The organism is Streptomyces sp. NPDC104226 (assembly GCF_055584085.1).
In genome coordinates, this window is the sequence record NZ_JBVJMS010000001.1 from 518797 (window position 1) to 537099 (window position 18303).

The window sequence follows — 18303 nt, forward strand, 5'->3', positions numbered from 1 at the left end:
ATATTGAGATCGACGTGTTCTGCCTTTGAACTACAGCGGCACGAGAGAGCCGCCGAGGGGACTTGAACCCCCATCCGTCGATGTTCGCCCGCGCCCGGTCGATCCGGTGTTCGGCGGCGAATACTGAGACTGGAGCGAGAATCTGAGTTTGACGGGGCCGCCTCTGCCGGACTTGGGCCACCCCCGCACGTGTGCGGGGGGAGGGATTCGAACCCCCACCTGACACCCCATGATCAGCTTCAACATCAGTTTCAGCTTGCGCTCATCGCGCACCCCCCGCTCGCGACGGGGGGCGAATGTAGGGGCTACCCGAAGAGGTAGCCGAATACCGCGTCGCCGATCCGCTGGTCGGTGACCTCGGTGTTGTTCGCCTCTTCCCGGGCGAACTTGACGGACTGCTGGAGCTTCTCGACCCGGTCGAGGAGCTCGTTGACCCGGCGGGCGGGCAGCGCTCCGGAGAACTTCACGGTGGTCCAGTAGCCGACCGCCACGTCCTCGTAGTACACCTCGACCTGCGCCGGGTGCTTCTCCGTGGCCTCGGCCTTCACGTGGTTGCGCGGGACCTTCTTCGTGCGGATGGTCCGCACCGCGTCCGTCTTCCACGCATCGGTCGAGGGGTCCAGGCTCCAGGACTCGGAGGCGTCGAGCACCGGCAGCTTGCGTACGAAGGTGTGCAGGTCGGTGAGCTGCTTCTCCAGGAACAGCAGGTACGGGACGGGCACCTGCGGCAGCAGGACCCGGCCGTCGACCACCACGTCCGCGGCCGCGGACCGGTTCGCCCAGTCCTTCGTCGCGGTCACGTCGAAGAGCCGGGTGAGCGTCGAGGCGGTGGCCCGCAGGGCGTCCTCGGCCTTGATCTGGACCCGGGTGGACTCGGGCGGGAGCTGCTCGCCCTCCTCGTCCTTGGGCTGGTAGGTCCGGGAGATGCCGGCGAGCAGGGCGGGCTTCTGCACGTCCTGATGAGCCTGGGTGAGCTCCTGGAGGGCCTTGGACTTGACGCCCTTTTCGACTGCGATGATCTGATTCAGCTTCGGCACACGCCGAACTTAACAACCGTCTCCCGTCAGCACATCCGATTAAACGGCTGCCCCGCCCGCTCTCGGTTCGAGGGGGCGGGGCGGTCGCGGATCAGGCCAGGCGGACCGGGAGGTCGAAGAGGTCGTTCTGGGTGAGGATCGGCTTGTTGCGGAGTTCGGTCGCGGGGACCGCCAGGGTGAGGTCGGGGAAGCGGGCGTAGAGGGCCGGCAGGGCGACCAGGGCTTCCAGGCGGGAGAGGGCCGCGCCGGGGCAGACGTGGGGGCCGTGGCCGAAGGAGATGTGCCGGTTCGGTGTGCGGGCCGCGTCGAACTCGCCCGCCGTCTCGCCGAACTGGGCCTCGTCGCGGCCCAGGGCGCCGAAGGAGACGATCAGCCCCTCGCCCTTGGGCAGGATCCGGTCACCGACCTCCACGTCCTCGGTGGCGAAGCGGATCAGGACGTGCGAGGTGGGGCTGGACCAGCGCAGGGTCTCCTCGATCACGTTCTCCCAGGAGACCTCGCCCTTGAGGACCAGGTCGCGCTGCTCGGGGTGGGTCTCCAGGGCGACGACCGCGTTGACGATCAGGCTGATGGTGGTCTCGTGGCCGGCGGCGACGATCAGCTGAAGGGTGTTGGTGATCTCCTCGGTGCTGAGGTGGTCGCCGTCCTCCGAGGCCTCGATGAGGGCGCTGGTGAGGTCGTCGCCCGGGTTCTCGCGCTTGGACTCGACGATGCGGGAGAACAGCGCGCCGAGGTCCGCCATCATCTGCGGCACCTCCTCGGGCAGCGTCTGCGTCGAGAAGAACTTCTCGAACAGGGCCTTCAGCCGCGGGTGTTCCTCGGCGTCGACGCCCATCAGGTCGCTGATGACGTTCATCGGCAGCGGGTACGCGAACTGCGCCTTGAGGTCGACCGTCTCGCCGGCCGGCAGCGCGGCCAGCTTGTCGAGCATCCCGGTGGTGAGCGCCTCGATGCCGGCGCGCAGCTTCTCGACCCGGCGTACGGTCAGGGCCTGCGCGACCAGGGTGCGCAGCCGGCGGTGGTCCTCGCCGTCCACGGTGAGCATGGAGCGGCCGGGGTTGGCGAGGCCGATCAGCGGCCAGTCCATCGGGATCTCACCGCGCTGCCAGGCGCCCCACACGTCGATGTCCTTGACGATCCGGGGATCGGTGAGCAGCTTGCGCGCCTCGGCGTGGTGCGTGACGGCGTACACGGTCACGTCGCCCGGGAGGACGACCTGGACCAGGGGGCCGGCGGCGCGCAGTGCGGCGCTCTCGGCGTCGAGGTCGGCGACGAAGGGGTCCAGGGCGATGGCCGCGGGGCCGCTGTGGTCGATCGGGCACGTCATCGGGTGGCTCCAAGGGCGGGGGTCGGGGTGTAGGTCACGGGCAGGGTGGTGAGGCCGCGCAGCCAGGGCGAGGGGCGGCGGGTCAGGTCCGCGGCGGGGACGGCGAGGTCCACGTCGGGCAGCCGGTCGAGGAGCACCTCGATGCCGGTGCGGGCGATGACCTCGGCGACCTCCTGGGCGGGGAAGGGGCAGCGGTGTTCGCCGTGCCCGAAGGAGAAGAAGGCGTTGTTGCCGCCGGTCAGCTCTCCGGCGTCGGTGCGCACGTGCGGGTCCCCGTTGGCTGCGCCGATGCCGAGCAGGACGAGGTCTCCGCTGCGGATGCGCTGTCCGCCGAGGTGGGTGTCGCGGGAGGTCCAGCGGCCGGCCACGTTCTGGGTGGGGGTGTCCTCCCACAGCACCTCGTTCATGGCTTCGCCGACGCTGTGCCGGCCGCCGGCGAGGGAGGCGGCGAAGCGGTCGTCGGTGAGCATGAGGCGCAGGGAGTTGCCGATCCAGTCGGCGGTGGGCTGGTGGCCCGCGGCCATCATGACCATGAGGTCCTGGGCGACCTCCTCCACGGTGAACCCGGTCCGGTTGGCGAGCATCCGGGAGACCACGTCGGGCCCGGGTTCGGTGAGCTTGGCGGAGAGCAGGGCGAACATCGACTCGGCGAGGTGGCGCTGGCCTTCCAGGGCGCCCTCCCGCCCGTTGATCATCTCGTTCATGGCGTGGACGAGGCCGGGGCCCTGGGCGTCGGAGAACCCGTAGAGGCGGGCGAGGACGCGCAGCGGGAGCAGCATGGCGTACTCGCCGACGATGTCGCAGGAGCCCTTGCCGCAGAGTTCGTCGATGAGCTCGTCGGCGAACCGCTCGGCGTGCCCCTTGAGTTCGAAGGGGTCGACTGCTTCGAGGGCTTCGGAGATGACGGCGGCCCGCTCGCGGTGGCGTTCGCCGACGGTGTAGAGGATCGAGGGCTGGCGCCGGCCGATCATCGGGAGCAGCGGCCAGTCGGCGGGGATGTGCTCCCACTGGTTCCACAGTTCGGAGTCCCGGGAGAAGAGCACGGGGTCGCTGGTGACCTGGTGCAGTTCGCGGTAGCCGAGGACCAGCCAGGCCGGTACGTCTCCGTCGAGGACGACCGGGGCGACGGCGCCGTGGTCGCGGCGCATCTCCCGGTACAGCTCGGCGGGGTCGGTCTGGAACCGGGGGCCGCCGAGGTAGACGGGCTGGTGCTCGGGGGCGGCGGGGCAGGTCACGGGGTGGGCTCCGGGGTCTGGGACAGGGGGCTCGGCTGGAGGCTCGGCCGGTTGCTCGACAGCGCGGCCGTCTGGAGGTGCTGGACGAGGGAGATCAGGACCTGCTTGCTGGACTCCCGGGAGCGGGCGTCGCAGAACACCAGGGGGATGCCGTCCGGCAGGTCCAGGGCGGCGCGGATCTGCTCCGGGGTGTGCTCGGGGCCGCCGAAGTCGTTGCAGGCCACGACGAAGGGCGTGCCGTGGTGTTCGAGCCGGTCGATGGCGTACCAGGAGTCCGCCAGGCGCCGGGTGTCGACGAGGACCACGGCGCCGAGGGTGCCGGAGAACAGCCGGTCCCACAGGAACCAGAACCGCTCCTGGCCGGGGGCGCCGAACAGGTAGAGCACGTTGCGGGCATCGAGGGTGATGCGCCCGAAGTCGAAGGCCACGGTGGTGGCGCTCTTCCCGGCGATCCCGTCGGTGTCGTCCACGGCCTCGCCGGCCTTGGTCATGGTCTCTTCGGTGTTCAGCGGGCGGATCTCGCTGACCGAGCGGACCATCGTGGTCTTGCCCACGCCGAAGCCGCCCACGATGACGATCTTCAGTCCGTTGTCGGCCGTGCTGCGCAGTGCCTGGCGGGGCCGGTGCGTTTCGGCCCCCACGGGCGCGCTCGCCGGTGACGCGGGTTCGGGGATCGTCGCGTCAGAGATTGCGGAGTCCAACGAGCACCTGCTCCAGGATGTCGGGGTCGGTAAAGCTGTACGCCGAGTTCGCCGTACGCGGGTGCCGGGCGCGGATCCGTCCGGTGGCGAGCAGGTCGGCCAGCAGGATCCGGGTGATCGACACCGGTAGTGCGAGCTCGGCCGCGATCTCCACGACGGCCGTCGGGAACTGGCACATCCGCAGGATCGCCGCGTGCTCGGACTGCATGCCGGGCGCCGGATCGCTTTCGGAGACGACCAGGGTGACCAGGTCGAAGACGTCCGAGCCGGAGCGGCTGCGGCCACCGGTGAGGGTGTAGAGCCGGTCCGGCGAATCGTCCCGGCCCGGCCGCGGCCGGCTCATCCCCGGGGCCTGGCGACGAGGTGTTCGCCGAGCTGCTCGACCAGCTCGGACATGTTGTGGCCGACGAGTCCGGCGTCGGCGTCCTCGCCCGCCACGAGCGCGAGGTGCGCCCCCTCGCCGGCCTCGACGATGAAGAGGATCCCGCCGTAGAACTCGGCCATGGCCGAGCGGACTCCGCCGGTGCCGTCTCCGAACTCGATGGACGCCCCGTGGGACAGGCTCTGGATCCCGGCGGCGATCGCGGCGAGCTGGTCGGCCTGGTCGACGGAGAGCTCGGGCGTGCGGCACAGCTTGAGGCCGTCGCGGGAGAGCACGAGGGCGTGCCGGGCGCCCGGTGTGCGTTCCAGGAGGCCTTCCAGGAGCCAGTTGAGCGTCTCGTCGGTGGTGAAGCCGGTCATGAGTGCGTGTTGCCTTCCGGGTCTGTGGTGTGCGCGGGCTGCTGCTCTTCGCCGGGGGTTCCGGCCGCGGCTGCGCCCGGTGCTGCCGCGCCGCGGACGGCCTGGCGGAAGCTGCCGAACCGTGCGGCCGACCGGGAGGCCCCGCCGGGCGCGGTTGCCGTGCCCGCGGCCGGGGTCGCGGCCGTACGGGGATCGGTGCCCGCGCCGTCCGGGCCCTCGGGGTGGGCGGCTGCCAGGGTCCGGCCGCGGCGGCGCTGGGGCAGGCCGCTGTCGCCGAAGTGCGGTTGCTCGCCGGTGGACTCGGACCCGGCGCCGGAGTCGGCGCCCTGGCCGGTGCCGGTGCCCGCCTCGCCGGCGGACCCGGTCGCGCGGTCCGTGGCCGTACGGTCCTGCGCGCGGACGGCGCCGTCCTGACCGGCGGCGGTGTCGTGCTCGGCCTCGGGCTCGGCGCCGGCGGGAGCGGCGGAGCCGGCGGGCGTCCGCGGCGCGACCGGGGCGGACGCCTGCGCGGGCGCGGCGAGCGGCGCGGCGGGGGTTTCGGCGGGCGTGCGGCTGATGAGCTCGTGCGGGAGCATCATCAGGGCGCCCGTACCGCCGCGGGCGGAGGGCCGGAAGGAGACGGTCAGTCCGTGCTTGCGGGCCAGGCGGCCGACGACGGCGAGGCCGAGCCGGGTCCCGGAGAGGCCGGCCAGGTCCAGGGAGTCGGCGGTCACGGCCTGTTCGGCGCGGCGCAGCTGGACCTCGCTCATGACGAGGCCGCTGTCCTCGACGGTGATGACGATCCCGGACGGCACCTCCTCCACGTAGACGTGGACTTCGGCGGTCGGCGGGGAGAAGTTGGCGGCGTTGTCGAGGAGTTCGGCGAGTGCGTGCATGACGCCTTCGGCCGCGTGCCCGGCGACGGCGGCGTCGCTGGTGGAGTGGAGCCTGACCCGCTGGTAGCCGCCGATGCGGCCCATCGCGCCGCGCAGGATCGATTCCATGACGATCGGCTTCGCCCAGCGGCGGCCCGAACGGGCGCCGGTGAGGACGGCGATGGAGTCGGCGAGGCGCCCGGCCTGGGCGGTGCGGTGGTCGAGGTGGAGCAGGTCGCCGAGGACGTCCTCGTCGGCGTGCCGGTGCTCCATGTCACGCAGGTCGGCGAGCATGCCCGTGGCCAGGGCCTGCATCCGTCCGGCGGCGTTGGCGGCCGCGGCCATGGCGGCGGCCCGGCCCGACTCGGCGCGGCGCAGCTCTCCGCCGAGCCGCTCGCGGGAGGCGTTCTGGGCGGCGGCCAGTCCGTCGAGTTCGGCGGCCTGCACGGCCGCGAGGTGTTCCAGCTCGGCGGCGTGGTCGCCCGTCAGCCGCTCCAGTACGGCGGCGTGTTCGGCGGTGAGGCGGGTCCGCTCGGCCGTGTGTGCGGCCGCTCCGCGGGTCGCGTCGGCGATCAGCCGGGCGATGTGCCCGTCACGGGCGACCAGTTCGGCGGTCAGGCCGGAGATCCGGGCGCGCTGGACCCTGGAGGTGCGTGCGCTCCAGGTGACGGCGAAGGCCGATACCGCGAGCAACAGGACGCCCGCGCCGGCGAACCAGCCGAGGGCGGTGGCGATGGACGACGGGGCCGCGGCCACCGCCGCCGTGGTGAGCGCGCCACCGGCGACTGCGGTGATCAGCAGGGCCAGCGCGGAGGGGCGAAGGGGGGAGGGCGACGCCGTCATCAATCAAAGCCTCATACCGGGCGTAAATGGAGGAGAAGGTTCCTGGCAACGAGGCATCACTATAGGAGAGTTGTTGATCGCTTTGGGCAGCCTCTGACAAGTTTTCCGCTGAACCGCGACCGGTAAGGGTCTTTCTGTAGCACTTTGGCCGGAAGGGAAATCGCGAGCCCGCGCCAACCGATCCACCGGCGTCCCAGTGGCCGGACAGCGACCGGAGGGCGGCCGGTGGGCAACCGGTGGGCGGCCGGGCCGAAACCCGTCCCGCCGGCATCCTCGCGGGTTGCTGCGTACGCGGACCGATCATCACATTGCGGACCATGACATCCTGTGACGTCACAACACGCCGGACGGATCGGCGGACGTCCGGGGAATATGGGGAAGGTCCATGAGGCTCTGCTTCCTGGTGGAGGAGCACTACCGCCACGACGGCATGCCGAACGAGGTGGTCCGGCAGCTGAAGGCCTGGGGCCACCGGGTGGAAGTGCTGCGGCCCGGGGGCTCGCTGCTGCGGATGAGCGAGGCGGTGGACGCCGGCGCCCATGACGCCTGGGTCCTCAAGACGGTGTCCGGCGGGCCGGGACTGACCCTGCTCGAAGCCGCCGCCGCGGCCGGGGCGACCACCGTCAACGACGCCCGCGCGATCCGGGGCGTACGGGACAAGGCGCTGGCCGCCGCCATCGGGCGCGGCCGGGGACTGCCGCTGCCGCCGACCTACGCCGCGGCCCGGCCGGAGCTGCTGGAGCAGATCCCGGCGTCGGAGTACCCGTTGGTCGTCAAGCCCGCCGACGGCAGCTCCGGGCGGGCCGTCCACCTGGTCTCCTCGCCGGAGCGGCTGGCCGCGATGCTCCCCGAACTGGCCGGCGAGGGCATGCTCGTGGCCCAGCCGTACGTCCCGAACTCGGGCACCGACCTCAAGGTGTACGCGGTCGGCGGGGAGCTCTTCGCCACCGAGCGCCGCTCTCCCCTGCACCCGGACAGCCCCGTCCCCGAACGCCTCGTCCCGCTGTCCGCGGAGATCGCGGAGATCGGCGCGCGGGTCGGGGAAGTCTACGGTCTCGACCTGTACGGGGTGGACGTCCTGCTGGGCCCCGACGGGCCGGTGGTCGTGGACGTGAACGACTTCCCGAGCTTCCGTCAGGTACCCGACGCCGCGGCCCGGGTGGCCCGCGCGGTACTGGACCTCGCGCGCGGCGCCGGTTCGCGACCCTGCCCCGCAGGCGGGACCGCCCTCTCGCACCGGCCCGTCCAAGCCGTGTCGATCCCCGTCCAGGTCACGGCCGTCACGGCGACCCCAGCTGCTACAGCGGCCCCGGCGGCCGTCGCCCCGATGCCGGCCGTGACCCCGCCGGCTCCCACAGGGGAGCCCGTATGAGGATCGGCCTGATCACGGACAACCCCGGGCACCCGCTGCTCTCGGCGACGGCCGGACTCCTGCGGGCCGGCGGGCACGCAGTGGAACTGCTGGATCCCGGCGCACCGGACACGGCACTCGGGACCCCCGCCGACGTATACCTCCTGAAGGCACACACCCCGTCCGGCCTGGAACTGGCCCGGCGCCTGGAGCGGCTCGGCGCGCCGGTGGTGAACTCCGCCGCCGCAACCGCGCTCTGCCAGGACCGCACCCTGATGGCGGAGCCCGCGCTCCGCGCCGGGCTTCCCTTCGCGGAAACCCGTACCGTCGGAGCGCTCGGGCCGTGGGCGGCCGGGGTCCGCCTGGACTCCCCCGTCGTCGTCAAGAGCCGCCACAACCGCCGCGGCGACCTCGTCGCCCGGGTCGACGACACGCCGCGCCTCGGGGAGTTGGCAGAGGCCTGGCCCGACGAGCCGGTGGTGGTGCAGGACTTCACCCCGAACAACGGCTGGGACCACAAGCTCTGGGCGATCGGAGACCGCGTCTTCGCGGCCCTGCGCCGTTCGGAACTCTCCCCGGAAGGCCGCGGCCCCACCCTGCCCCTGGCCCGGCTCCCGGAGGGATGGGCCGACCTGACCCGCCGGATCGGCGAGGTCTACTCCCTGGACGTCTACGGCGTGGACGTCATCGCCACGGCCGACGGTTCCCCCCTCGTCGTGGACGTCAACGCCTTCCCGGGCATCCGCCACCAGCCCGGCGCCCCCGAAGCCCTCGCAGACCTGACCCTGAGCCGCGCCAAGGCATAGACCGTCCGGTCACCGTCGAAAGAGCAACCGGTGCAGAACCCGGCAGCGAACACGCCGTCGCGGCGTGCGCGCAAGGGCCGGGCATCCGACAGGCCGCGCCGTGGGCGCGTCAGGGCCCGTCCGGGTGGGGTGTGTGGCCCAGTTCCTCGGACATCGACCGGGTGGCGCGCAGCAGCTCCGCCGCGAGGGCCGCGAGGGACTCCTCGGTGATGCCACGGCTCGGCATCACGAGGGTGACGACCAGCGGCAGTGACCCGGCGCCGGTCAGCACCGGCGCCGCCACGGAGGTGACACCGGGGATCACTCCGCCCGAGGTGGTGGACACACCACTGCCCAGGACGGCGGAGCGGATCTCGGCGACACGTTCCTCCGTGGCCGGGTCCAGCCGGTCCGCTTCGAGTTGGGCGCGCAGGACGGGATCGGTGAGCCGGTCCGGGAGATGGGCCAGGAAGGCGCCGCCCATGGCGCTGTTCAGCAGGGGCATCGTGGCGCCGATGCGCACGGTGATGGGGAGGGCGTGGGCGCCGTACTCCCAGCGCACCACGACCGGCCCGTGGTCTCCCCACACCGACAGGTTCACCGCGTGGGAGGTCAGGTCGCGCAGCGCGGGCAGGTGTTCGCTCACCAGCGACACCTCGTCCATCCTGCGCAGCGACTCGATGCCGAGCCGCCTCATGGCCGGGCCCAGGTCGTAGCGCCCGGAACTGCGCGACTGGGCGACGAGACCGGCCCGGCCCAGGCTGACGAGGTAGCGGTGGGCCTTGCTCGGCTGCATCCCGCTGGCCGAGGCGATCTGCGTGAGGCTCATCGGCCCGCGGCCCTCTTCCAGGGCGCGCAGTACGGTCATCGCCAGTTCGACCGACTGGATGCCCTGACGGGCCGGCGATGCCTCGTCGTTCTCGGGTTCCGGGGGATGCTGAGCTGTCACACGGGCGATCATAGTGACCGGCTGCCCGGGCCCGCTCAGCCGTTCGGCGCGGCCGCCTCCCCCCGCACCGTCCCCAACAGCTCGACGGCGAGGTCGACGGCCGCTTCGGGAGTGCTCGCGGTCCCGAACACGTAGAAGTCCGGGCGGACCGCGACGGCCGAGCAGCCCAGCTCCGCGAACCAGTCGCGGTAGGTGCCGTCGACGTCGTGGACGCGGAGTTCCCTCGGGCGCCCGGCCTCCCCCGCGCCGGTCGGCTCGGGACTGCTCGCCCCGGGTGCGACGACCCGGACTCCCGCACGGATCAGGTCGTCCAGCAGGGGGGACGGCTCCAGGGCGGCCAGGACGTCCTGCGCCACCAGCAGGTGGAAACCGCCGCCCACGAGCTGGTCCAGCCGGTCGCGGCGGTCTCCGTCGTCCACCACGCCCTGGACCGACAACAGCCCCCGCCCCTCGGCCGAGACGCGGGCGAACAGGCCGTCGCCGAGGCCCGGCAGCCGCATCGCCTCCGGTGCCCCGGCCTGCGCGCGCCGCGCAAGGAGCGTCCGGTCGCGCTCCGCGGCGCGCGCCGGGTCGCGGAGGGTCTGGAGGTGGCCGAGCTCGATGCCCTTCTCGGTCACCGCGCGCACGTGCGGCTCGCGCTCCGACTGGTAGGTGTCGAGGATCTCCTCCGGTGCGGCTCCGTGCAGGACGAGGTCCAGTTTGAAGGCCAGGTTCTGTGCGTCGCGGAACCCGGAGCACATGCCCTGCCCGAGGAACGGCGGCATCTGGTGCGCCGCGTCGCCCGCCAGCAGGACCCGGCCGCGCCGCCAGTGGTGGGCGATCAGGGACCGGAACGTGTAGGTGGCGACCCTGATCAGGTCGGCGTCCTCGGGGGTGAGGTGGGGGGCCACCCGCTTCCAGACGCGCTCCGGGGCGCGTTCGGTCTCGAACTCGTCCGCGGAGTCGAGCATGAAGCTGAACCGGTGGTGCGCGGGACCGAGCGAGATGATCGAGGTCGGACCGAGCGGGTCCCCGAGCTGCAACGCGTGCGGTACCCGCGTGGGCCGGCGGAAGCGGAAGTCGCACACCATCCACGGCTCCGAGAAGCCGTAGTCCTGCGTCCCGACGCCGAGCGCCGGCCGGACGAAACTGTTCCCGCCGTCGCAGGCCACGACGTAGCGGGCGGTGACGCGTTCGGGCCCGCCGGGTCCGTCGACGGTGAGCGTGACCTCGTCCGCGGTCTGTTCCAGGGCGACGACGGGGCTGGAGTAGCGGACCTCCACGCCGGGCAGGGACCGGCACACGGTGTCCAGGGCCTCTTCCAGGTCCGGCTGGTACATCATGTTCCATTCCGCCCAGCCGCTGCGCCCGGTCTCGGCGAAGTGCTGCTCGATCAGCAGGTCGCCGCCGGCGTTGCGCCACTCGTAGGTGCGCTGCACGCGCACCTTGGGCAGCAGGCTCTGCGCCGCGCCTAGGAGGGCCAGCGTGCGCATGGTCTCGTCGTCGAAGCTGGCCGCCCGCGGCAGGTTGTACGGGCCCGCGTACCGCTCCAGCACCAGGACCCGGTGTCCTGCCCGCCCCAGGAGGCCGGCCGCCACCATGCCCACCGGTCCGTATCCCACGACGACCACGTCCACGGCAGTGCCGTTCGGGGCCTGGTTCGGGGCGGGGTTCGGGGCGGGCTTGGGAGCCGTGTCATCCATGCCGTTCATCGGGCACCTCCATTGTCCTGAACGCCTTCCAGAGGGTTGACACCGACGGAACGTACGTTTCACTATCCATGAAGTCAATGCATATAAGTGAAATGGAGGGCGGGCTGAGATGCGCACCATCGGCCTTGAGGAACACTTCGTCACGCCTGAACTCGTGGGATACGGCGCCGGGTCGGCCTCGATCCTGCAGCCCGAGAAGTGGCGGGAGGCGTCCCGGCGGCTGCTCGACCTCACGGGAGAGCGGCTGGCGGAGATGGACGCGGCCGGCCTGGACATGCAGGTCCTGTCCCTCAACTCCCCCGGGATCCAGGCCGAGACGGACGCCGCCGTCGCCGTGGCCCGAGCGGCAGCGGTCAACGACCTGCTCGCCGGAGTCGTGGCGGACCACCCCGACCGGTTCGCCGGCTTCGCCGCCCTGCCCCTGCAGGACCCGCACGCGGCCGCCAAGGAGCTGGAGCGGTCGGTGAGCGAGCTGGGCATGCGCGGCGCCCTGGTGAACGCCCACACCCAGGGCCGGTACCTGGACGACCCCGGGCTGCGCGTGGTGTGGGAGCGTGCGGAGGCGCTGGACGTACCCCTCTACCTCCACCCCGCCAACGGCGTCGGGACGCCGCACGTCATCGACGGGCACCCCGAACTCGTCGGGCCGATGTGGAGCTGGGGCACGGACACCGCCTCGCACTTCCTGCGCTGTGTCTTCGGAGGCGTCTTCGACGACTTCCCCCGGGCGAAGCTCCTCCTGGGCCACATGGGCGAGGGGCTGCCGTACGTGATGTGGCGGATGGACTCGCGGTGGGAGTACCACGACCACCACGGCATCGAGCTGGCCCGGGGCAACCCCTCGGAGTACCTGCGGCACAACCTGTACATCACCACCAGCGGCGTCTGCTCGGCCCCTCCCCTGCTGTGCGCGCTGCTCGCCCTGGGTCCCGAGCGCATCCTCTTCGGCACCGACTACCCCTTCGAGGAGATGGCGACGGCCACCGCCTTCCTGCGCTCGGCCCCGATCAGCGAGGCGGACCGGGCGAAGATCGCCCACCTCAACGCGGAGCAGCTGCTCCACCTGTGACGGACACCCGACCTCCCCATCCGGGGGACGCCCCGCGCACCTGCGCACCCGCGTCCGCCCTCCTCTTGAGCAAGGAGCAGGAGACATGACCCCTGAGAGCTTCGAGAACCCCGGCAGCACCGCACGGCACTGGATCGACGGCGAGTGGGTCGGCTCCGCCCGTACCTCCGAGAGCGTCGATCCGGCGACGGGTCGGGTGATCGGTACGTACGCCGAGGCCGACGCCGAACTGGGCAGGACCGCCGTCGACGCGGCTGCCCGTGCCTTCGCGGCGGGCACCTGGCGGCTGGACCCGATGGTCCGGGCCGCCGCCCTCAGCCACCTCGCCGACGCCTACGACGCACGCATGGCCGAGGTCGTCGAGACCCTCTGCCAGGAGAACGGCAAGCTCCGTGACGAGGCGGGCTACGAGGCGCACTTCATCGTCCGGGCGCTGCGTTTCGCGGCCGGTCTGGCCCTGCACCCGCACGGCCGGGTCACCGACACCCAGCCGGGCCGCCAGTCGATGTCGATCCGGCAGCCCATCGGGGTGGTCGGCATCGTGGTGCCGTGGAACTCCCCCGCGTACCTCTGCATCCGGGCGCTGGCGCCGGCCCTCGCGGCGGGGTGCACGACGGTGGTGAAGATGCCGGGCCAGGCGGCCCGGACGGCGTCGCTGATGAGCGAGATCCTCGCCTCCGTTCCCGAACTGCCGAAGGGCGCGGTCAACGTCGTCATCGAGTCGGGCTCGGAGGTCGCGCGCCTCCTGGTCGATTCCCCCCGGGTACCCGCGATCAGCTTCACCGGCAGCACCGCGACCGGGCGGCTCGTGGCCCAGGGCGCGGCGGCCCGCTTCAAGCGGGTGGGGCTCGAACTCGGGGGCAAGACCCCGCACCTGGTCTTCGCCGACGCGGACCTCGACGTCGCGCTCGCCACCGTCGTGGCATCGTGCACCGTCTTCGCCGGGCAGTTCTGCATGACGGGCAGCCGGGTCCTGGTCCAGCGGGAGATCGCCGACGCCTTCACCGCCGCCCTCGCCCAGCGCCTCGAGGCCGTGCGCCCGGGACCGGCGTCCGATCCGGAGAGCGAGATCGGCCCCCTCATCGACAAGGCCGCGGTGGCCCGGGTCGACGCCGCCGTCGAGGCGGCGATCGCGGCCGGCGCCAAACCGGTCGTGCGCGGCGGGCCGAGCACCCTCCCCGAGCTGGCGGGCGGCGCCTTCTACCATCCGACCCTGCTCTCCGTTCCGGACTCCTCGCTCCCCATCGTGCAGGAGGAGACCTTCGGCCCGGTGCAGACCGTCCAGGTCTTCGACACCGAGGCGGAGGCCGTCGCCCTCGCCAACGACACCGAGTACGGCCTCAGCGCCTGCATCTGGAGCCGTGACGCGGACCGGCCGCTGCGCGTGGCACGGCAGCTCGACGCGGGACTCGTCTCCGTCAACAGCTGGGCCAACTTGACGGTCGAGTTCGAGGAGGGCGGCTTCAAGTCCAGTGGCGTGGGCCGCCTCGGCGGCCTCGCGTCGGTGGAGGACTTCCTGGAGTACAAGCAGATCACCCAGGACTACGCGCCGCCGATGGGATGACGGGGCGCTGGTGGTCCCGCGACGGCCCGACGCTCCCCCGCACTCACCGGCACGCCCGCGCACGACCGTGCTCGTAGGGGCTGCTCCGGGCGCCTCGCAGCGGACTTCCGCGGCACCTCACGACCCTTGCTGTTATCACATATAGCGCCTAGGCTCGCAGGGCCGGCACCGACCGAACCGGGCCATCGCGCCCACCGGTTCCCGGTGACCGGCCCCCGCGAGCCGCATGCCCGCGTTCCCCGTGCGCAGCCCCTCCCCGTGGCTCGCCGGCACCCACCCCCTGGCAGGAGGCCAAAGATGGCCCAGCAGCGCGACCTTCTGACCTTCGAGGTCGACGGGCACGCGATCACCGCGATCGCCGCCCGCCCCACCGAACCGAGCGGCAAGCCCCTGATCGCCGCCCTGCACGGCGGGACGTACACCGCCCGGTACTACGAGGTCGCGGGAGGACCCGAGGGGTCCTTCATCGACGTCGCCACCGCCCACGGCTATCCGGTCGTGGCCTTCAACCGGCCCGGCTACGGCGGCAGCACCGCCCTGACCCCGGACGCCAACACCTTCGACCGGCACGCCGAACTCCTGGCAGGAGCGCTGGCCCAGGCCGCCGAACGCCTCGGCGCGACCGAGTACTTCCTCGCCGGCCACTCGATCGGCGGCATGATCGCCCTGATGATCGCCGCGAGGGCGGAGGGGACCTCCCTGATCGGGGTCTCGGCGACCGGGATGGGCGCCGTCATACCCCCCGGCGGCGCGGCCGAAGCCCTCGGCTCACTCCCGCCGGACCAGACGGTGGACCTGCCGTACGGGGAACGCGACAGGGTGATGTTCGGGCCGGCGCACACCTACGGGCCGGAAGGACTGCGGGAAGCCCGGGGTTCCTACGCCCCCGTACCGGTACGGGAGTTGATCCAGGCACCCGCGTGGCCGAGGGAACAGCTCCCGGCCGTGGCGCCCCGGGTCGGTGTCCCCGTGCACAACGCGCTCGCCGAGTTCGACGCCCTGTGGGACAGCAGCCCGGAGAACGTCGCCCGCTTCGCCGCGATGTTCACCGCGGCCCCCTTCGTGGACGCGAGCGTCGCGCGCGGCACCGGCCACTGCATCGACCACCACACCCTCGGCTTCGCGACCCACCTGCGGCAACTGGCGTTCGCCGAGGAGTGCGCGGCCTGGGCCGCGGCGCGCCGGAGGGGCGAGAGCGGCAACTGATGTCCTCCGTACACAAGAAGGAACTGCCGCCGCGCACGGCGGTCCTGATCGCCGGCGGCGGCCCGGTCGGCCTGGCCGCGGCCATGGAGCTCGGCCGGCGCGGCGTGGACTGCCTGGTCGTCGAACCGCGGCTGACCGTCTCCCGGGCACGCCCCCGGTGCAAGACGCTCAACGTGCGCACGATGGAGCACCTGCGCCGCTGGGGGCTCGCCGACCGGCTCCGCGCCCGGGCTCCGCTGCCCGCCTCGTGGTCCCAGGACGTCGTGTTCTGCACCTCGCTGACCGGCTGGGAACTCTCGCGCTTCACCGGAGTCCTCGGGCTCGCCCCGGACGGCGACCGGTTCCCGGAACTCGGGCAGCAGGCGCCCCAGTACGTGCTGGAGGAGCTCCTGCGCGAGGCGGTGGAGGAGCTCGACGCGTGCCGGCTCGTCCTCGGGTCGCGGGTCGTCGCCGTGGAGCAGGATTCCGGCGCGGGCTCCGTGACCGTGACCGTGGAGGGCCCCTCCGGAGGCCTGAGCACGGTCGTCGCGGACTACGTGATCGGCTGCGACGGTCCGCGCAGCACCGTGCGCGAACAGATCGGCTCCCGGTACGTGGGCGGGGAGTCCCTGCGCCCCAACTTCGGCATGGTCTTCGAGAGCGCCGAACTCATGGACCACGTACGGCACGGACCGGCCGTCCAGTACTGGATCGTGAACCCCTCCGCTCCCGCCCTGGCCGGTCCGCTGGACCGGTCGGGCACATGGTGGGCGATCGCCTTCGGTGTCGACCGGGAGACCGGGGAACGGGAGGCGCACCGCATCATCGACGGGGTGGCAGGGCGTCCGGTACGGGCCCGGGTGCTCTCCACCGATCCGTGGACCGCGCGGATGCAGGTCGTCGACCGCATGCGCGACGGCAGGGTGTTCCTCGCCGGCGACGCCGCGCACCTGAACCCGCCGTTCGGCGGCCACGGGCTCAACACCGGCATCGGCGACGCGGTCGACCTCGGCTGGAAACTCGCGGCCGTGCTCGACGGCTGGGGCGGCGCCGACGCGCTCGACAGTTACGAGAGCGAGCGCCGCCCCGTACAGGAACGGATCGTCCGTGAGGCGACCGCCAACATGCGGGTGCTCTCCACGGAGCTGCTGGCCGACGATCTCGAAGCGGCCGACCGGGCGGGAGCCGAGGCCCGGGAGGCCGCCGGCGAACGCATCCAGGTGACCAAGCGTGCCGAGTTCCACTCCCTCGACCTGGTCCTCGGACTGCGCATCGAGTCCTCCCCGATCGTCCCGCCGCAGCGGGACGAGGACCCGTACGGATACGGGGACGCGGGAGAAGGGGAGCGCACGGCGCGGGCCGGGGCCCGGCTCCCCCACGTGTTCCTCGCGGACGGCCGGTCGCTCTACGACCTGCTCGGCGCCGGCCTGACGCTCCTCGTACGGGAACGCGGAGCGTCCGAGCGGGCCATCGAGGAGGCCGCGCGGGCCCGGGGCGTCCCGCTCCGCGTCGTGGACCTGTCGGAGGCGGGGCACCCCCACTCCGCGCGGCAGCTCGGAGCGCGCCTCGTACTGGTACGCCCGGACCAGGTGGTCGGCTGGCTCGGGGACGAAGCTCCCGAGCAGGTCCTCGCCCTCCTGGACACGCTGAGGGGCTGCCTCCTCCCCGGTTGAGCCGCCCGTCGGCCGGCCACCACCCCCAGACCCCGCCCCGGCCGCACCCCTGTCCGGAACTGCCACGCGGCCGGGGCGGACCAGCACCACCACCACCACCACCAGCACCACCACCCGGGCGCGCCCGGAATCCCCACCCCGACGGAAGCAGGAGAGAGATGAGCGCGCACAGCTGGACGAGACGGCAGGTCCTGAACAGGGCCGCGGGTACGGGAGTCGCGCTCGGCGGCGTCGCCGGGCTGATGGGGCCCGGGGTCGCGGAGGCCCACGACGGCGGCCCCGGACCGAGGAACCCGATGAAGATCATCGCCATCGAGGAGGCGGTCCTGCTGCCGGGCCTCGTCACTCAGGGCACGGCGCTGAACGGAGCGATCCCCTTCAAGCCGGAGGTCATCGCGCAGTGGATGAAGCGGCTCCCGGACATCACCGCCTACCGGCTCGCCGACATGGACGAGAACGGCGTCACCATGCAGGTGCTGTCCCTGGCACCGCCCGGGGTGCAGATGCAGCCGGACGCGGCCATCGCCGTGGCGGACGCCCGGCGCGCCAACGATGCGCTGGCCGGCATCATCGCCGCGCACCCCACCCGGTTCGGCGGCCTCGCCGCACTGCCCCTGCAGGATCCCGCGGCCGCCGTACGGGAGGCCGAACGCGCGGTGCGGGAACTGGGGATGGCCGGGTTCCTGGTCAACGGGCACACCTGCGGGCAGTATCTGGACGAGCCGCAGTTCCGGGAGGTGTGGGCCGCGCTGGAGGGCCTGGGTGCCCCGATCTACCTGCACCCGACACCGGCTCCGACCGGCGACTGGGGCCTCATCCGGGGGCGCCCGGAGCTCGTCGGCCCCCTCTACAGCTGGGCGGCCGAGACCGCGGGGCACGCCCTGCGGATCATCCTCGGCGGAGTCTTCGACGACTTCCCCGGAGCCAAGCTGATCCTGGGCCACATGGGAGAGTTCCTGCCCTTCCACACGTCCCGCCTCGACGTGCAGATCCAGAACATCACCACCCGCGTGGCGCTGAAGAGGAAGCCCTCCGAGTACCTGCGGGACAACATCGCCATCACCACCTCCGGGGTGATGGACGACACCATGCTGCGTGCCGCGGTGGCGACGGTCGGCATCGACAACGTCCTCTTCGCCATCGACTACCCCTTCGAGAAGAGCGCCCAGGCCGTCGGGTTCCTGCGGGACGCGAAGCTGCCGGCCGCCCAGATCAGGAAGATCGCCCACCGCAACGCCGAGCGCCTCCTGCTGCTGTAGGCCGCGACTGCGACCCGGTCGAGAACCGTCGGTCGAGAG

The 18303-nt window shown here is 72.5% G+C and carries 16 protein-coding genes and 1 pseudogene; 7 read left to right on the forward strand and 10 right to left on the reverse strand.

Annotation, left to right across the window (positions count from 1 at the left end; genetic code table 11):
• Nucleotides 1-192: 192 nt before the first annotated feature.
• The 8 genes and pseudogenes from ACZ60J_RS02365 to ACZ60J_RS02400 form a co-directional block, all read right to left on the reverse strand.
• Nucleotides 193-280 (reverse strand): annotated as a pseudogene (locus ACZ60J_RS02365).
• A 25-nt stretch (nucleotides 281-305) separates the two neighbouring features.
• Nucleotides 306-1037 (reverse strand): DUF7873 family protein, encoded by a 732-nt coding sequence (locus tag ACZ60J_RS02370; protein WP_250743246.1) that lies wholly within the window; start codon nucleotides 1035-1037, stop codon nucleotides 306-308.
• 91 nt (nucleotides 1038-1128) lie between these two features.
• Nucleotides 1129-2364, reverse strand: a complete 1236-nt coding sequence (locus ACZ60J_RS02375) for a cytochrome P450 family protein (protein ID WP_469678276.1) — start codon at nucleotides 2362-2364, stop codon at nucleotides 1129-1131.
• A complete protein-coding gene (locus tag ACZ60J_RS02380) occupies nucleotides 2361-3599 on the reverse strand; it encodes a cytochrome P450 (RefSeq protein WP_469678278.1) in 1239 nt (412 codons plus the stop codon). Before ACZ60J_RS02380 ends, ACZ60J_RS02375 begins: the two co-directional genes overlap by 4 nt.
• Nucleotides 3596-4300 (reverse strand): GTP-binding protein, encoded by a 705-nt coding sequence (locus ACZ60J_RS02385; RefSeq protein ID WP_469678279.1) that lies wholly within the window; start codon nucleotides 4298-4300, stop codon nucleotides 3596-3598. Before ACZ60J_RS02385 ends, ACZ60J_RS02380 begins: the two co-directional genes overlap by 4 nt.
• Nucleotides 4281-4643: a DUF742 domain-containing protein gene (locus tag ACZ60J_RS02390; RefSeq protein ID WP_469678281.1), complete on the reverse strand. Its 363-nt coding sequence runs from the start codon at nucleotides 4641-4643 to the stop codon at nucleotides 4281-4283. The genes ACZ60J_RS02385 and ACZ60J_RS02390 overlap by 20 nt, the downstream gene beginning before the upstream one ends.
• On the reverse strand, nucleotides 4640-5041 hold the full coding sequence (locus ACZ60J_RS02395) for a roadblock/LC7 domain-containing protein (protein ID WP_469678283.1): 402 nt from the start codon (nucleotides 5039-5041) through the stop codon (nucleotides 4640-4642). The genes ACZ60J_RS02390 and ACZ60J_RS02395 overlap by 4 nt, the downstream gene beginning before the upstream one ends.
• The gene (locus ACZ60J_RS02400; protein WP_469678285.1) at nucleotides 5038-6738 is read right to left on the reverse strand and encodes a sensor histidine kinase; all 1701 of its coding nucleotides are present in this window, start codon (nucleotides 6736-6738) and stop codon (nucleotides 5038-5040) included. The genes ACZ60J_RS02395 and ACZ60J_RS02400 overlap by 4 nt, the downstream gene beginning before the upstream one ends.
• A gap of 385 nt (nucleotides 6739-7123) precedes the next feature.
• Between ACZ60J_RS02400 and ACZ60J_RS02405 the strand changes: the two genes are divergently transcribed.
• Both ACZ60J_RS02405 and ACZ60J_RS02410 read left to right on the forward strand, forming a co-directional pair.
• Nucleotides 7124-8110 (forward strand): ATP-grasp domain-containing protein, encoded by a 987-nt coding sequence (locus ACZ60J_RS02405; protein ID WP_469678287.1) that lies wholly within the window; start codon nucleotides 7124-7126, stop codon nucleotides 8108-8110.
• Nucleotides 8107-8895, forward strand: coding sequence for an ATP-grasp domain-containing protein (locus ACZ60J_RS02410; RefSeq protein ID WP_469678289.1), 789 nt, complete (start codon nucleotides 8107-8109; stop codon nucleotides 8893-8895). The genes ACZ60J_RS02405 and ACZ60J_RS02410 overlap by 4 nt, the downstream gene beginning before the upstream one ends.
• A gap of 109 nt (nucleotides 8896-9004) precedes the next feature.
• On the opposite strand, the gene ACZ60J_RS02415 is transcribed toward ACZ60J_RS02410, so the two are convergent.
• Together ACZ60J_RS02415 and ACZ60J_RS02420 are read right to left on the reverse strand one after the other, a co-directional pair.
• On the reverse strand, nucleotides 9005-9823 hold the full coding sequence (locus ACZ60J_RS02415; protein WP_469678291.1) for an IclR family transcriptional regulator: 819 nt from the start codon (nucleotides 9821-9823) through the stop codon (nucleotides 9005-9007).
• Nucleotides 9824-9858: 35 nt separating this feature from the next.
• The gene (locus ACZ60J_RS02420; protein WP_469678293.1) at nucleotides 9859-11514 is read right to left on the reverse strand and encodes a bifunctional 3-(3-hydroxy-phenyl)propionate/3-hydroxycinnamic acid hydroxylase; all 1656 of its coding nucleotides are present in this window, start codon (nucleotides 11512-11514) and stop codon (nucleotides 9859-9861) included.
• Between the two features lie 109 nt (nucleotides 11515-11623).
• On the opposite strand from ACZ60J_RS02420, the gene ACZ60J_RS02425 reads away from it, so the two are divergent.
• The 5 genes from ACZ60J_RS02425 to ACZ60J_RS02445 all read left to right on the forward strand — a co-directional run bounded on the left by ACZ60J_RS02425 (nucleotide 11624) and on the right by ACZ60J_RS02445 (nucleotide 18264).
• A complete protein-coding gene (locus ACZ60J_RS02425) occupies nucleotides 11624-12583 on the forward strand; it encodes an amidohydrolase family protein (protein ID WP_469678295.1) in 960 nt (319 codons plus the stop codon).
• Between the two features lie 85 nt (nucleotides 12584-12668).
• Complete coding sequence (locus tag ACZ60J_RS02430) at nucleotides 12669-14147, forward strand: aldehyde dehydrogenase family protein (RefSeq protein WP_469678297.1); 1479 nt, start codon at nucleotides 12669-12671, stop codon at nucleotides 14145-14147.
• A gap of 297 nt (nucleotides 14148-14444) precedes the next feature.
• Nucleotides 14445-15353, forward strand: a complete 909-nt coding sequence (locus ACZ60J_RS02435) for an alpha/beta hydrolase (RefSeq protein ID WP_469678299.1) — start codon at nucleotides 14445-14447, stop codon at nucleotides 15351-15353.
• A complete protein-coding gene (locus tag ACZ60J_RS02440; RefSeq protein ID WP_469678301.1) occupies nucleotides 15353-17005 on the forward strand; it encodes an FAD-dependent monooxygenase in 1653 nt (550 codons plus the stop codon). Before ACZ60J_RS02435 ends, ACZ60J_RS02440 begins: the two co-directional genes overlap by 1 nt.
• A gap of 158 nt (nucleotides 17006-17163) precedes the next feature.
• Nucleotides 17164-18264, forward strand: coding sequence for an amidohydrolase family protein (locus tag ACZ60J_RS02445; protein ID WP_469678303.1), 1101 nt, complete (start codon nucleotides 17164-17166; stop codon nucleotides 18262-18264).
• The last annotated feature ends 39 nt before the right edge of the window (nucleotides 18265-18303 follow it).

Bases quoted from the DNA above. Each gene is read 5' to 3' on its own strand.
- ACZ60J_RS02375 (WP_469678276.1), bottom strand. From the start codon at position 2,364: ATGACGTGCCCGATCGACCACAGCGGCCCCGCGGCCATCGCCCTGGAC.
- ACZ60J_RS02430 (WP_469678297.1), top strand. From the start codon at position 12,669: ATGACCCCTGAGAGCTTCGAGAACCCCGGCAGCACCGCACGGCACTGG.
- ACZ60J_RS02425 (WP_469678295.1), top strand. From the start codon at position 11,624: ATGCGCACCATCGGCCTTGAGGAACACTTCGTCACGCCTGAACTCGTG.
- ACZ60J_RS02390 (WP_469678281.1), bottom strand. From the start codon at position 4,643: ATGAGCCGGCCGCGGCCGGGCCGGGACGATTCGCCGGACCGGCTCTAC.
- ACZ60J_RS02405 (WP_469678287.1), top strand. From the start codon at position 7,124: ATGAGGCTCTGCTTCCTGGTGGAGGAGCACTACCGCCACGACGGCATG.
- ACZ60J_RS02435 (WP_469678299.1), top strand. From the start codon at position 14,445: ATGGCCCAGCAGCGCGACCTTCTGACCTTCGAGGTCGACGGGCACGCG.
- ACZ60J_RS02410 (WP_469678289.1), top strand. From the start codon at position 8,107: ATGAGGATCGGCCTGATCACGGACAACCCCGGGCACCCGCTGCTCTCG.
- ACZ60J_RS02400 (WP_469678285.1), bottom strand. From the start codon at position 6,738: ATGACGGCGTCGCCCTCCCCCCTTCGCCCCTCCGCGCTGGCCCTGCTG.
- ACZ60J_RS02420 (WP_469678293.1), bottom strand. From the start codon at position 11,514: ATGAACGGCATGGATGACACGGCTCCCAAGCCCGCCCCGAACCCCGCC.
- ACZ60J_RS02395 (WP_469678283.1), bottom strand. From the start codon at position 5,041: ATGACCGGCTTCACCACCGACGAGACGCTCAACTGGCTCCTGGAAGGC.
- ACZ60J_RS02445 (WP_469678303.1), top strand. From the start codon at position 17,164: ATGAGCGCGCACAGCTGGACGAGACGGCAGGTCCTGAACAGGGCCGCG.
- ACZ60J_RS02440 (WP_469678301.1), top strand. From the start codon at position 15,353: ATGTCCTCCGTACACAAGAAGGAACTGCCGCCGCGCACGGCGGTCCTG.